We start from the raw sequence: 13,908 nt of genomic DNA on the forward strand, positions 1-13,908 counted from the left end.
CGCTGGAGAACTGCTGATGACCGATATTGATGCACGCTTGCGCGAGGACGTTCACCTGTTGGGTGAGCTGTTGGGCAACACCATTCGTGAACAATACGGGGATGGCTTTCTCGACAAGATCGAGCAGATCCGCAAGGGCGCCAAAGCCGACCGTCGCGGTTCGATGGACGCTGAACTGAGCGCCAGCCTCAACCAATTGAGCGAAGAAGAGTTGCTGCCGGTGGCGCGGGCGTTCAACCAGTTTCTCAACCTGGCCAATATCGCCGAGCAGTATCAACTGATTCACCGCCGTGAAGAGTCGCAGCCGGCCCCGTTCGAATCACGGGTGCTGCCGGAGCTGCTCGCTCGTCTGCGCGCCGAAGGTCATAGCGCCGAATCCCTGGCCCGGCAACTGGGTCGACTGGAGATCGAGCTGGTCCTCACCGCTCACCCGACCGAAGTGGCGCGCCGCACGCTGATCCAGAAATACGACGCCATCGCCGCGCAACTGGCCGCCCAGGACCATCGCGACCTGACGACTGCCGAGCGCGAACAGATCCAGGCGAAGTTGCAACGCCTGATCGCCGAAGCCTGGCACACCGAAGAAATCCGCCGCACCCGCCCGACACCGGTCGACGAAGCCAAATGGGGTTTCGCGGTGATCGAGCATTCGCTATGGCAGGCAATCCCGAACTATATGCGCAAGGCCGATAAAGCCCTGCATGCCGCCACCGGCCTGCATTTACCACTGGAAGGCGCGCCGATCCGCTTTGCTTCGTGGATGGGCGGCGACCGCGACGGCAACCCGAACGTGACGGCTGCCGTTACCCGCGAAGTCTTGCTGCTGGCACGCTGGATGGCCGCTGATTTGTACGTGCGTGATGTCGACCATCTCGCCGCTGAACTGTCGATGCAGCAGGCCAGCGATGCGCTGAGAGCCAAGGCCGGGGACAGCGCCGAACCTTATCGCGCGGTGCTTAAACAGTTGCGTGAACGTCTGCGGGCGACGCGTAACTGGGCTCACGCTTCACTGACCGCAACCACCCCGGCAACCGCCGATGTGCTGCACAACAACCGCGACCTGCTGGATCCGCTGGAGTTGTGTTACCAGTCTTTGCACGAGTGCGGCATGGGCGTGATCGCGGAGGGTCCGTTGCTTGATTGCTTGCGCCGCGCGGTGACCTTCGGGCTGTTCCTGGTCCGGCTCGATGTGCGCCAGGACTCGTCGCGGCATACCGCGGCCATGACTGAAATCACCGATTACCTCGGCCTCGGTCGCTACGAAGACTGGAGCGAAGAGGAGCGCATCGCCTTCCTGGTGCGTGAACAGAACAACCGTCGGCCGTTGCTGCCCGCGTACTTCAAACCGTCGGCCGACACCGCCGAGGTGCTGGCGACGTGCCGGGAAATTGCGGCCGCCCCAGGGGCTTCGCTCGGCTCTTATGTGATCTCCATGGCCGGCGCCGCTTCCGACGTGCTCGCCGTGCAACTGTTGCTCAAAGAGTCCGGCGTGTTGCGGCCAATGCGCGTGGTGCCGTTGTTCGAAACCCTCGCCGACCTCGACAACGCCGGTCCGGTGATTGAAAAGCTGTTGCTGCTGCCGGGCTATCGCTCGCGCCTGCAAGGGCCGCAGGAAGTGATGATCGGCTATTCCGACTCGGCCAAGGACGCCGGCACGACAGCAGCGGCCTGGGCACAATATCGGGCGCAGGAGCGCTTGGTCGATATCTGCCGCGAGCAGCAAGTTGAGCTGCTGTTGTTCCACGGTCGCGGTGGCACCGTAGGTCGCGGCGGTGGTCCCGCGCACGCGGCGATTCTGTCGCAGCCACCCGGGTCTGTTGCAGGACGTTTCCGCACCACCGAGCAGGGGGAAATGATTCGTTTCAAATTTGGCCTACCGGACATCGCCGAGCAAAACCTCAATCTGTACTTGGCGGCCGTGCTGGAAGCGACCTTGCTGCCGCCGCCTCCACCGGAACCTGCCTGGCGCCATCTGATGGATGAATTGGCCGCTGACGGGGTCAAGGCTTACCGCGCCGTGGTGCGGGAAAATCCGCAGTTCGTCGAGTATTTCCGCCAGTCCACCCCGGAGCAGGAACTGGGGCGTTTACCGTTGGGCAGCCGCCCGGCCAAGCGCCGTGCCGGCGGGATCGAAAGCCTGCGGGCCATTCCTTGGATCTTCGGCTGGACCCAGACGCGCCTGATGTTGCCGGCCTGGCTTGGCTGGGAAGCGGCGCTGAGCAAGGCGCTGGAACGTGGCGAAGGCGAACTGCTGGGACAGATGCGCGAACAGTGGCCGTTCTTTCGCACACGCATCGATATGCTGGAAATGGTCTTGGCCAAAGCCGATGCCGACATCGCCCGATCCTACGATGAGCGTCTGGTCGAGCCGGATCTGCTCCCTTTGGGTGCGCATTTACGCGACCTATTGTCGCAGGCGTGCGCTGTGGTCCTTGGGCTGACCGGCCAGTCTCAGCTACTGGCACATAGCCCAGACACCCTCGAATTCATCCGCTTGCGTAACACCTATCTCGATCCGCTTCATCTATTGCAGGCCGAACTGTTGGCGCGTTCGCGGCAGCAGGAAGTGGCGCAGGGCAGCCCGGTAGAACAGGCGCTGCTGGTGTCTGTGGCGGGGATTGCTGCCGGTTTGCGAAATACCGGCTAAGGTTTTCGTCGTGGGGGAAGGCGCCCGGCGCGAGCATCGGGTGCCTGTGGGCTAGTGGCAGAAATGGTCTGCCAGGCGACAGTTAATGATGGGGTTGCGACTTGGGGTACCCCGTCGAAAGGTCACGCGTGGCGCAGGTTTCTCCGACTTTCGGCGGCTTGTGTGGTCCGGGCCTGCTGTGTATCTTGATCAGCCTTTGGCCGTTTGGGCGGCCACGACCCTGTTTTTGAGATTGGCCCCACGAGGCGAATCCGTTGTTATCTATATAAAAAATTGAGGAGCACATCGATGCGCGTCATTCTGCTGGGAGCTCCCGGGGCCGGTAAAGGTACTCAGGCTAAGTTCATCACCGAAAAGTTCGGCATCCCGCAAATCTCCACCGGCGACATGCTGCGTGCTGCGGTCAAGGCCGGCACCGAGCTGGGCCTGATCGCCAAAAGCGTCATGGACAGCGGTGGCCTGGTTTCCGATGACCTGATCATCAATCTGGTCAAGGAACGCATCAGCCAGGCCGATTGCGCCAACGGTTTCCTGTTCGACGGTTTCCCGCGCACCATTCCTCAGGCTGAAGCCCTGGTGAAGGCCGGCGTTCAGCTGGACCACGTGTTGGAAATCGACGTTAAAGACGAAGACATCGTCCAGCGTATCGCTGGTCGTCGTGTTCACGAGGCCAGCGGTCGCGTGTACCACATCGTCTACAACCCGCCGAAAATTGCTGGTAAAGACGACATCACTGGTGAAGAGCTGGTGCAGCGCAAAGACGATACCGAAGAAACCGTGCGTCATCGTCTCTCCGTCTACCACGCTCAGACCGAGCCACTGGTGAAGTTTTACCAGGAGCTGTCCGTCGCTCAGGGCAAACCGAAGTACAGCCACATCGAAGGTGTTGGCTCGGTTGAAGCGATCACCGGCAAGGTGCTTGAAGCGCTGAACTGAAAAGTCTGAACCGCTTCATCTTCTACGGCCCGCTTGCGGGCCGTAGTTGTTTATACTGGCGCACTTTTTCTGACCTCTCTTACGGAAACATCGATGAGCACCTTGCTGGCCCTGGACACCGCGACTGAAGCTTGCTCCGTTGCCTTGCTGCATGACGGCAAAGTCACGAGTCATTACGAGGTGATCCCGCGCCTGCATGCGCAGAAGCTGTTGCCGATGATCCAGCAGTTGCTCGCCGATGCCGGGACCACCCTGCAAGCGGTCGATGCCATCGCCTTCGGCCGTGGGCCGGGCGCCTTCACCGGCGTGCGGATCGCCATCGGTGTGGTGCAAGGCCTGGCGTTTGCGCTGGATCGCCCGGTGTTGCCGGTCTCAAACCTGGCGGTGCTGGCGCAGCGGGCGTATCGCGAACACGGCGTGAGCCAGGTCGCGGCTGCCATCGATGCGCGGATGGATGAAGTGTATTGGGGTTGCTACCGCGAAACGGCGGGCGAGATGCGCCTGGTCGGCAATGAAGCGGTATTGCCGCCGGAAGTGGCCGCTTTGCCGACCGATGCCAGTGGTGAATGGTTCGGCGCCGGCACGGGCTGGGGGTATGCCGAACGCATCGCCGTCAACCTGAGCGGGCAGGACGCAGGCATGCTGCCCCACGCTGAAGACCTGCTGACGCTGGCGCGGTTTGCCTGGGAGCGCGGTGAGGCGATCGTTGCTGATGAGGCTCAACCGGTCTACCTGCGCGATAAAGTGGCGACACCGAAAGCGCGTTAATTCCGAGACCGAGTTGACCCCTTCGCGGGCAAGTCGGATCGCCGCACCGCTCGCTCCTACAGGTTTTGTGTCGTTCACATATTTTGGGGGCGGCTCAAAACCTGTAGGAGCGAGGCTTGCCCGCGAAAGCGATCTATCAGATATTGCCAATCGTCACTTTCTCACCCCCGCTTTTAAACCTTTTCGTATTTCTGTGTTCTAGTTATCACTCGGCGGTTTGCGAAGTGGGTTATGTGCCACTAGACTGCCACTACTGATACCGGACATGTACTCCATGCGTATAGACGGCGTTTCCTCCCAGTCCTACCCCATCAAGCGCAAGCCCCGCAAAGGCCCTGTGGCGGATGACGACTACGTCGATATCGACGGCGAGCTGGAAATTCCGTCCGAGGAGCAACTGGCCGCCCGTGCCGCCAAAGCTTCCGCGCAGCGCTTGAGCAATCTTCCGGCGCGTCAGCAAGACATGATCTACCACCGCGCCATGAAGAAAAGCGTAGCCATGGCACTCGCCAGCTACCTGAGCACCGCCGGTTTTGTCGATTGGGATACGGATGTGCTGGGCCTCGACCTGTACATCTGATGGTGCTGCCTTACTACCTCGGCTGCCCGTCCTGGAGTGAAAACGCCTGGCGCGATTATCTGTATCCACCAGACGCCAAACCCGCCGAATTTCTGAATCTCTATTCCCAAGTATTCAACGCCGTAGAAGGCAACACGACCTTCTACGCGAGCCCGGCCGCCAGCACCGTGCAACGCTGGGCCGAAACCATGCCCGAACATTTTCGCTTCACCGCCAAATTTCCCGGCGAAATCAGCCACGGCGGTGACCTGCGCGAACAACTGACTGCCGCCGAAACCTTCCTGCAATTGCTCAGCCCGCTCGGTGAACGGGTTTCGCCCCTGTGGCTGCAATTGTCGAAAAGCTTCACCCCGCACCGATTGCCCGAACTGGCCGGCTTCATCGACGGGCTTGAGCGACCGCTGGCCGTTGAAGTGCGGCATGACGAATTCTTCGCCAAAGGTGATAGCGAGCGAATGCTCAATCGTCTGCTGCTGGATCGTGGCGTAGAACGCATCTGCCTCGATCCGCGTGCGCTGTTCAGCTGCACGTCGACCGATCCGTCGGTGCTCCACGCCCAGTCGAAAAAGCCCAGGGTGCCGCCGCGTCCGGCAGCGTTTACTCAATTCCCGCAGGTGCGGTTCATCGGCCATCCACAGCTTGAGGCGAACGATCCGTTCCTGGAGCCATGGGTCGAGAAAATCGCCGTGTGGGTCGAAGAGGGTCGTACGCCCTACATTTTCCTGCACACCGCCGATAACCTGCTGGCCGCCAAACTGGCGCAACGTTTTCACGCAAGACTGATGCTGCGTTTGCCTGGCTTGCCGCCGTTGCCTGAGCTATACAGAGAGCCCGCCGCCGAGCAACTTGGCCTGCTCTGAGGCGGATTCGTTCCCCTTTTCAGGAGCCTGCCAATGGATGCGCAAACCCTTCGAGCCCAGGCGTTCAAAGCACTGCACGAACGCGAGGGCGCTTTTGTCATTCCCAATCCGTGGGACGCCGGCTCGGCGAAGATGCTCGCCAGCCTGGGTTTCGAGGCGCTGGCGACCACCAGTGCCGGTTATGCCTTTTCCAACGCCCGGCCCGATGGCGCATTGACGCTGGACGATACGCTGGCGAACGTCCGGGCGATTGTCGCGGCAACAGAGCTGCCGGTGGCGGTGGACCTGGAAAACGGCTTCGCGGACGATCCGGCCGAGTGCGCACAAAGTATTTTGCAGGCCGCAGCGGCCGGTGCTGTCGGTGGCTCGATCGAAGATGCCACCGGCCGTGAAGACGCGCCGATCTACTGTTTCGAGCATGCCGTGGCGCGCATTGAAGCCGCCGTCGCAGCGGCTCGCAGCTTGCCTTTCCCTTTTATGCTGACCGCCCGTGCCGAGAATTTTCTACACGGCAATCCTGACCTGGCCGATACCATCCGCCGTTTGCAGGCGTTCGCCGAGGCGGGCGCCGACGTCTTGTACGCGCCGGGTCTGCGCAGCGCTGAAGACGTGTTGGCGGTGGTCCGCGCCGTGGCACCGAAACCGGTCAACGTGTTGATGTCCGGGGGGCTCAAGTTGACGGTGGAGCAGTTGAGCGAGATGGGCGTCAAACGTATCAGCGTCGGTTCGGCGCTGGCCTTGGCGGCTTATGGCGAGTTTTTCCGCGCCGCCGAAGAGATCAAGACGTCGGGCACCTTCGGATTCACGTCGCGGTCCATGCCGTACGCCAAGGCCAATCAATTGTTCAAAGGCTGACGGTGCGTTTTCGGTGGTGGCTGTTGTTGATGCTGTTGATCATCGGGGCGGCGGGCGTGAGTGTCTGGCGTGGCTGGATCGCTCTGCCACCCCAGTGGAACCCATGGGCGCCGCTGGACGTGAAGGCTGAACCAAATTTTCTGACGCGCTACAAACTGATGCGCCTGCGCGATGATCCGCAATTGTGTGATCAAGCCTTGAACAGCTCCGGATTACGCGTCACGCGCCAAGCCGACAGTCCCGGCGCGACCTGTCCATTGATCAACACCTTGCGTGTGCAGGGCGGCGATGTGGCGCTGAGCAGCAGCTTTCTCGCCAGTTGTCGTCTGGCGGTTTCGTTTGCCCTGTTCGAACACCATGCCCTGCAACCCGCCGCGCAAGCGGTGTATGGGCAGCCCGTTAGCCGGGTCGATCATCTTGGCAGCTTTGCCTGCCGCAACGTCTACGGTCGCGAAAACGGCCGGCGAAGCCAGCATGCCAGCGCCGATGCGTTGGACATTGCCGGTTTCCGCCTGGCTGACGGTCGATCCATCAGCGTGCTCAAGGATTGGCCGAAGGATAATCAGGACGCACGGTTTCTGCGCCAGGTTCGCGATGGCGCCTGTGGCTTGTTCAGTGTGGTGTTGAGCCCGGACTACAACGCCGCCCATCGCAATCACTTTCATGTCGATGTCGGGCCGTGGTGGGTGTGTCGTTGACTGCCTGTTATTAAGATCAGGCGGCGATGCGCAGGTTCTGCAGGACGATCGGGCGAGCCCAGCCGTTATCGAAATCGAGTTGTTTCTGTTGCGCCACCAATTCTTCAGGGGAGAACGGTGGGAACGGTTTGTCCAGCAGGTCGAGTTCGAATTCGGCGATCGGCAAGTACAGCGGACGCGGTTGTGGCGCCGGGCCAGCTTCTGGCACAGGCTGGCCGGCGGTGAGCACGATCGGACGCACCCAGCCACTTTCGAAGTCTTGTTGTTTCTGTTGAGCGTCGATTTCTTCAGCCGGGAACGGCGGGAAAGGTTTGTCGGCCAGGTCCATTTCGAACTCGGCGATCGGCAGGAACAGCGGCTCGGGTGGCTTGACTTCGGTTTCTTTCACATCGCATTCGCGCTGGCTGACAATGTGCGCCAGCAGTTCGCTGCCGACGGTCGGCTCCACCGGGCTTTCGAGATCAACCGGTGGAAACGTGCCACACGCCGGCACCACATCGGTCGACTGTTCGGCCAGGGCCTGGGCAAAAAAATCCTGCCACAGGTGACTGACGCCGCTCAGTGCCTGTGAATTTCGCAGGCCATAATCGCCATGACGCGATAGGTAGCCTACGGATGTGGATTGAATGCCTGACATTTTTCTCGGTCGACGCTCAGCTCTGGCAAAATGCTCGTTAGTTTTGTTATCGGCCGTTTTTGCCGATCATTAATTTTTTGAGCGTGTTTTCCCATGATTGAGCAACCTGCGGCCTGCCGCATCCACGTCGAGGCCTCGGCCCCGGCGTTTCAGCCACAAGCCGAGCAATGGGCCGAACGCCTGGGCTTGCCTTTGCACGTGGATGACGGCGAGTTTGCCTTGCAGGTGGGCGAACAAGGTTTGCAGCTGCAACAACTCGGGCCGGACGCACCGGGGCCGGTGCGGGTGGACTTCGTCGAAGGTGGTGCGGCGCATCGCCGGTTGTTCGGCGGTGGCACGGGGCAGATGATCGCCAAGGCGGTTGGCATCGCCCAGGGCGTGCGTCCACGTGTGCTGGATGCCACGGCGGGGCTGGGCAAGGACGCGTTCGTGCTGGCGAGCCTGGGCTGCGAGATGAGCCTGATCGAGCGGCAGCCGCTGATCGGTGCGTTGCTTGAGGATGGACTGGCCCGTGGTGCGGAAGATTTCGATGTCGCGCCGATTGTGGCGCGGATGAAGTTGCTCAAGGGCAATTCGATCGAGGTGATGCGCAACTGGGAAGGGGAGCCGCCGCAGGTGATCTACCTCGACCCGATGTTTCCCCATCGTGAGAAAACGGCGTTGGTGAAGAAGGAAATGCGTCTGTTTCGGCCGTTGGTCGGTGATGATCCGGATGCGCCGGCATTGCTCGAAGCCGCATTGGCACTGGCCAGCCATCGGGTGGTGGTCAAGCGACCGCGCAAGGCGCCTTGTATTGCGGGGCCGAAGCCGAGTCATGCGCTGGATGGGAAATCCAGTCGGTATGACATCTACCCGAAGAAAGCGCTCAAGCCCTGATACCGCATCGCCTCCTTCGCGGGCAAGCCTCGCTCCTACAGGATCTGCGCTAACCCTGTAGGAGCGAGGCTTGCCCGCGATGGCGTCAGTTCAGACAACCCAAATCTATCAGGCTGTCTCAGGCCTGTAGGCCCGCATAAACAATCCCACCACTTCCCGCACATGCTCCTCGGCCGCATCGCCCGTCACTGGCTCGCCGCAGCCATACAGCAACCGGAAATTCCCCGCGCCCTTGAGCAGGCAGAAGAAATGCTCGGCCGCATTGCGCGGTTTATCGATGCTCAACGCGCCGTTCTGATCAACCTTGGTCAGCAACCGCTCCATGCCATGCAGCATGCGCTGCGGCCCGGCTTCGAAGAAGATCAGTGAGAGTTTCGGGTCCTGGCTGCCCAAGGCCATCATCAGCCGATGCAGGTTCACCGATTCATCGCTGTTGATCAGCAGATGAAACCCACGCGCGATGTTCAGCAGCACCGTTTCTACCGAAATGCCATCCGGCAATTCGAAAAACAGCGTGGGCAGCTGCTCTTCGCACTTGGCCATCACGGCGGCGGAGAATAGCGTCTCCTTGTCGTTGAAGTGGCTGTAAACGGTCAGCTTCGACACGCCGGCTTGAGCCGCCACGGCATCCATGCTGGTGCTGGCGTAACCATTACTCAGAAACAGAATTTTCGCCGCATCGAGGATGGCCTGGCGCTTGGCCAGATCCTTGGGACGGCCCGGACCGTTGGGTGCTGAAAGATTGTTCGACATTCTTCGCTTTTAATACTGGACTGGTGAGTTTGCTATTAATAACATACTCGCCAGTATAATTATTCCAAGCACCATTAGCGAAAGGTCCTTCACCATGTTCCGCTATGCCTTGCCCCTCGCGTTGCCAGTCAGTCTGGCGTTTTTATTGTCTGCGTGTGGCCACGAAGAGGCGCCTAAAGTCACGGTCCGCCCGGCCATGGTCGTGCAGCCAGAGCCTTCGGCGCAGGCAATGGAAAGCTATCCGGGTGAAGTGCGGGCTCGCTATGAGCCGGACCTGGCGTTTCGCATTGGCGGCAAGGTCAGCCGACGACTGGTTGAAGAAGGGCAGCGGGTCAAGGCCGATCAGCCTCTGGCCGAACTCGATCCTCAGGACGTACGCCTGCAACTGGAAGCCACCCGTGCCCAAGTGGCCGCCGCCGAGGCCAATCTGAGCCTGGTGCGCGCCGAGCGTGATCGCTACAAGACGCTGATGGACCGTCAGATGGTCAGCCGTTCGCAGTACGACAATTCCGAAAACCTTTACCGATCCGGTGAAGCACGCCTCAAGCAAATCAAAGCCGAATTCAACGTCTCGACCAATCAGGCCAGCTACGCAGTGCTGCGTGCGCCACAGGATGGCGTAGTGGCTAAACGCGCAGTTGAAGTCGGGCAAGTGGTGGCGGCCGGGCAAACCGTGTTTACCCTCGCCACCGATGGCGAGCGCGAAGTGTTGATCAGCCTGCCTGAGCAGAGCTTTGGTCGCTTCAAGGTCGGTCAGCCGGTGTCGGTAGAGCTCTGGACCCAACCCGATCAGCGTTTCGCCGGGCGTATCCGTGAGCTGTCGCCTGCTGCCGATCCAAAATCCCGTACCTTCGCTGCGCGAATTTCATTCACCGGCGGCAAGGTCCCTGCCGAACTCGGCCAGAGCGCCCGGGTGTTCGTCCAGACGGCTGATGTGATTCCGCTGTCTGTGCCGCTGTCGGCACTGACGGCGGAAAACGGCGCGACCTACGTCTGGGTTGTCAGTGCCAACAATACCTTGAAGAAAACCCCGGTCCGGGTCGGTGCCTTCGGCGAGAAAACCGTCCCGGTGCTCGAAGGCCTGAATGCCAGCGACTGGGTGGTCGCCGCGGGTGTCCATGTCCTTCTGGAAGGGCAGCAAGTGCGCCCGGTGGATCGCTCCAACCGCGTGGTCAATCTGGCGGACAAGGAGTAATCCCCGATGGGTTTCAATCTCTCCGAATGGGCGCTGCGCAATCGCCAGATCGTACTGTTCCTGATGCTCTTGCTGGCCATCGTCGGCGCGCTTTCCTACACCAAACTCGGCCAAAGCGAAGACCCGCCGTTCACCTTCAAAGCCATGGTGATCCGTACCAACTGGCCGGGCGCCACCGCGCAGGAAGTGTCGCGACAGGTCACCGAGCGCATTGAAAAGAAACTGATGGAAACCGGCGAATACGAGCGCATCGTCTCGTTCTCGCGTCCCGGTGAATCCCAGGTGACCTTCATTGCTCGTGATTCCATGCATTCGGTGCAGATACCGGATCTGTGGTATCAGGTCCGCAAAAAGGTCAGTGACATTCGGCACACCTTGCCGCCGGGTATTCAGGGGCCGTTTTTCAACGATGAATTTGGCACCACCTTCGGCAATATCTACGCGCTGACCGGCGACGGTTTTGATTACGCGGTGCTCAAGGATTACGCCGACCGCATCCAGATCCAGCTGCAACGGGTGAAGGATGTGGGCAAGGTCGATCTGCTCGGGTTGCAGGACGAGAAGATCTGGATCGAACTCTCCAACGTCAAACTCGCCACGCTCGGTTTGCCGCTGGCCGCTGTGCAGCAAGCGCTTGAAGAGCAGAACGCAGTGTCCACGGCCGGGTTCTTTGAAACCACCAGCGAGCGATTGCAGCTACGGGTGTCGGGGAATTTTCAGACGGTCGACGAGATCAAGAACTTCCCGATCCGCGTCGGTGATCGCACCTTCCGTATCTCCGATGTGGCGGACGTGCGTCGCGGCTTCAACGATCCACCGGCACCGCGCATGCGCTTCATGGCGGAAAGCGCCATCGGTCTGGCCGTGGCGATGAAGGAGGGTGGCGACATTCTGGTGCTGGGCAAGGCGCTGGAAATCGAGTTTGACCGCATCCAGAAAAACCTCCCGGCGGGCATGCAGCTGCGCAAGGTCTCCGATCAGCCTGCCGCGGTGAAAACCGGTGTCGGCGAGTTCGTTCAGGTGTTGGTCGAAGCCCTGGCGATTGTGTTGCTGGTGAGCTTTTTCTCCCTCGGCGTGCGCACCGGCATGGTGGTGGCGCTGGCGATTCCGCTGGTGTTGGCGATGACCTTCGCCTCCATGTATTACCTCGGCATCGGCCTGCACAAGATTTCCCTCGGCGCGTTGGTGCTGGCGTTGGGCTTGTTGGTGGACGACGCGATCATCGCCGTGGAAATGATGGCGATCAAGATGGAGCAAGGCTTCGACCGCATCAAGGCCGCCAGTTACGCCTGGACCAGCACTGCGTTCCCGATGCTCACCGGCACCCTGATTACCGCCGCCGGGTTCCTGCCAATTGCCACCGCGCAGTCGGGCACCGGCGAATACACGCGTTCGATCTTCCAAGTGGTGACCATCGCGTTGCTGGCCTCGTGGATTGCGGCGGTGGTTTTTGTACCGTATCTGGGGGAAAAACTCCTGCCGGACCTGGCGAAGATTCATGCCGCCAAACATGGCACGGGTCAGCCCGATCCTTACGGCACGCCGTTCTACCAGCGGGTCAGGCGCTTGGTGGAGTGGTGCGTGCGCTGGCGTAAAACCGTCATCGTGCTGACCGTGGTGCTGTTCATCGGCTCCATCGTGCTGTTTCGCTTTGTGCCGCAACAATTCTTTCCGGCCTCGGGTCGACTTGAATTGATGGTCGATCTGAAACTCGCGGAAGGTGCGTCCCTGAGCAACACCGCCGATGAGGTCAAACGCCTTGAGGCCTTGCTGAAGGATCACGCCGGCATCGACAACTACGTGGCCTACGTCGGCACAGGATCGCCGCGTTTCTACCTGCCGCTGGATCAGCAGCTGCCGGCAGCGAGCTTCGCTCAGTTTGTCGTCCTCGCCAAGACCATCGAGGAGCGCGAAAACCTGCGCACCTGGCTGATCGAAACCCTCAACGAACAATTTCCGGCCCTGCGCTCGCGGGTCACACGTCTTGAAAATGGTCCGCCGGTTGGCTATCCGGTGCAGTTCCGGGTGACCGGCGAGCACATCGAGGAAGTTCGCGCATTGGCCCGTAAAGTGGCGGCCAAGGTTCGCGAGAACCCGCATGTGGTGAACGTCCATCTGGACTGGGAAGAGCCGAGCAAAGTCGTGTACCTGAACGTTGATCAGGACCGCGCCCGGGCGCTGGGCGTGAGCACGGCGAACCTGTCGAAGTTTCTGCAAAGCTCCCTGACCGGTTCCAGCGTCAGCCAGTATCGCGAAGACAACGAGTTGATCGAGATCCTGCTGCGCGGCACCTTGCACGAGCGCACCGAACTGTCGTTGCTGCCAAGCCTGGCGGTGCCGACCGATAACGGCCGCAGCGTGGCGCTGTCGCAAGTCGCGACGCTGGAATATGGCTTCGAGGAGGGCATTATCTGGCACCGCAACCGCCTGCCGAACGTGACGATCCGCGCAGACATCTACGGCAAGCAACAACCGGCGACGCTGGTGCAGCAAATCATGCCGACCCTCGACCCGATCCGCGCCGAATTGCCGGATGGCTACTTGCTGGACGTCGGCGGCACGGTGGAAGACTCGGCCCGAGGGCAAAACTCGGTGAAGGCTGGCGTGCCGCTGTTCATTGTGGTGGTGGTGACCTTGCTGATGCTGCAGTTGCGTAGTTTCTCACGCACGGTGATGGTGTTCCTGACGGCGCCGCTGGGCTTGATTGGGGTGACGCTGTTCCTGATGGTGTTCCGCCAGCCGTTTGGCTTTGTCGCCATGCTCGGGACCATCGCATTGTCCGGGATGATCATGCGTAACTCGGTAATTCTGGTGGACCAGATCGAGCAGGACATCGCCGCCGGGCTCAAGCCGTGGCAAGCGATTATCGAAGCCACGGTGCGGCGTTTCCGGCCCATCGTGTTGACTGCGCTCGCGGCGGTGCTGGCGATGATCCCGTTGTCACGCAGCGTGTTCTTCGGGCCGATGGCGGTGGCGATCATGGGCGGATTGATCGTGGCGACGGCGCTGACACTGCTGTTTTTGCCGGCGTTGTATGCGGCGTGGTTCAGGATCAAGAAAGAGTCGGTCTGACTTCCTACGACAATCTCGGATCTCTCTGATA

The 13,908-nt window shown here is 60.9% G+C and carries 12 protein-coding genes; 10 read left to right on the forward strand and 2 right to left on the reverse strand.

From position 1 onward, the window contains the following. Positions 1–16 precede the first annotated feature (16 nt). The 7 genes from ppc (at position 17) to ACYZT6_RS03475 (ending at position 7,344) form a co-directional block, all read left to right on the forward strand. Positions 17–2,647, forward strand: coding sequence for a phosphoenolpyruvate carboxylase (gene ppc / locus ACYZT6_RS03445; protein ID WP_462025728.1), 2,631 nt, complete (start codon positions 17–19; stop codon positions 2,645–2,647). 288 nt (positions 2,648–2,935) lie between these two features. Continuing rightward, entirely contained in the window at positions 2,936–3,583 is a 648-nt protein-coding gene (gene adk, locus ACYZT6_RS03450; protein WP_462025729.1) for an adenylate kinase, read from the forward strand. A 93-nt stretch (positions 3,584–3,676) separates the two neighbouring features. Then, complete coding sequence (tsaB, locus tag ACYZT6_RS03455) at positions 3,677–4,351, forward strand: tRNA (adenosine(37)-N6)-threonylcarbamoyltransferase complex dimerization subunit type 1 TsaB (protein WP_462025730.1); 675 nt, start codon at positions 3,677–3,679, stop codon at positions 4,349–4,351. A gap of 274 nt (positions 4,352–4,625) precedes the next feature. Next, complete coding sequence (locus tag ACYZT6_RS03460) at positions 4,626–4,931, forward strand: hypothetical protein (protein WP_462025731.1); 306 nt, start codon at positions 4,626–4,628, stop codon at positions 4,929–4,931. Further along, positions 4,931–5,791, forward strand: a complete 861-nt coding sequence (locus tag ACYZT6_RS03465) for a DUF72 domain-containing protein (RefSeq protein WP_462025732.1) — start codon at positions 4,931–4,933, stop codon at positions 5,789–5,791. The genes ACYZT6_RS03460 and ACYZT6_RS03465 overlap by 1 nt, the downstream gene beginning before the upstream one ends. A gap of 33 nt (positions 5,792–5,824) precedes the next feature. Beyond that, entirely contained in the window at positions 5,825–6,646 is an 822-nt protein-coding gene (locus ACYZT6_RS03470) for an isocitrate lyase/PEP mutase family protein (protein ID WP_462025733.1), read from the forward strand. 29 nt (positions 6,647–6,675) lie between these two features. Then, positions 6,676–7,344: an extensin-like domain-containing protein gene (locus ACYZT6_RS03475; RefSeq protein ID WP_462025734.1), complete on the forward strand. Its 669-nt coding sequence runs from the start codon at positions 6,676–6,678 to the stop codon at positions 7,342–7,344. A gap of 16 nt (positions 7,345–7,360) precedes the next feature. On the opposite strand, the gene ACYZT6_RS03480 is transcribed toward ACYZT6_RS03475, so the two are convergent. Then, positions 7,361–7,981 (reverse strand): energy transducer TonB, encoded by a 621-nt coding sequence (locus tag ACYZT6_RS03480; protein ID WP_462025735.1) that lies wholly within the window; start codon positions 7,979–7,981, stop codon positions 7,361–7,363. A gap of 93 nt (positions 7,982–8,074) precedes the next feature. On the opposite strand from ACYZT6_RS03480, the gene ACYZT6_RS03485 reads away from it, so the two are divergent. After that, entirely contained in the window at positions 8,075–8,857 is a 783-nt protein-coding gene (locus ACYZT6_RS03485) for a class I SAM-dependent methyltransferase (RefSeq protein WP_010462878.1), read from the forward strand. A gap of 108 nt (positions 8,858–8,965) precedes the next feature. Here ACYZT6_RS03485 and ACYZT6_RS03490 read toward each other — a convergent pair whose 3' ends face one another. Continuing rightward, positions 8,966–9,610 (reverse strand): TetR/AcrR family transcriptional regulator, encoded by a 645-nt coding sequence (locus ACYZT6_RS03490; RefSeq protein WP_462025736.1) that lies wholly within the window; start codon positions 9,608–9,610, stop codon positions 8,966–8,968. Between the two features lie 94 nt (positions 9,611–9,704). Between ACYZT6_RS03490 and ACYZT6_RS03495 the strand changes: the two genes are divergently transcribed. Both ACYZT6_RS03495 and ACYZT6_RS03500 read left to right on the forward strand, forming a co-directional pair. Next, entirely contained in the window at positions 9,705–10,805 is a 1,101-nt protein-coding gene (locus tag ACYZT6_RS03495) for an efflux RND transporter periplasmic adaptor subunit (RefSeq protein WP_462025737.1), read from the forward strand. 6 nt (positions 10,806–10,811) lie between these two features. After that, positions 10,812–13,877, forward strand: coding sequence for an efflux RND transporter permease subunit (locus tag ACYZT6_RS03500; protein ID WP_462025738.1), 3,066 nt, complete (start codon positions 10,812–10,814; stop codon positions 13,875–13,877). The last annotated feature ends 31 nt before the right edge of the window (positions 13,878–13,908 follow it).

The sequence above is a fragment of the Pseudomonas sp. RT6P73 genome, assembly GCF_054897715.1.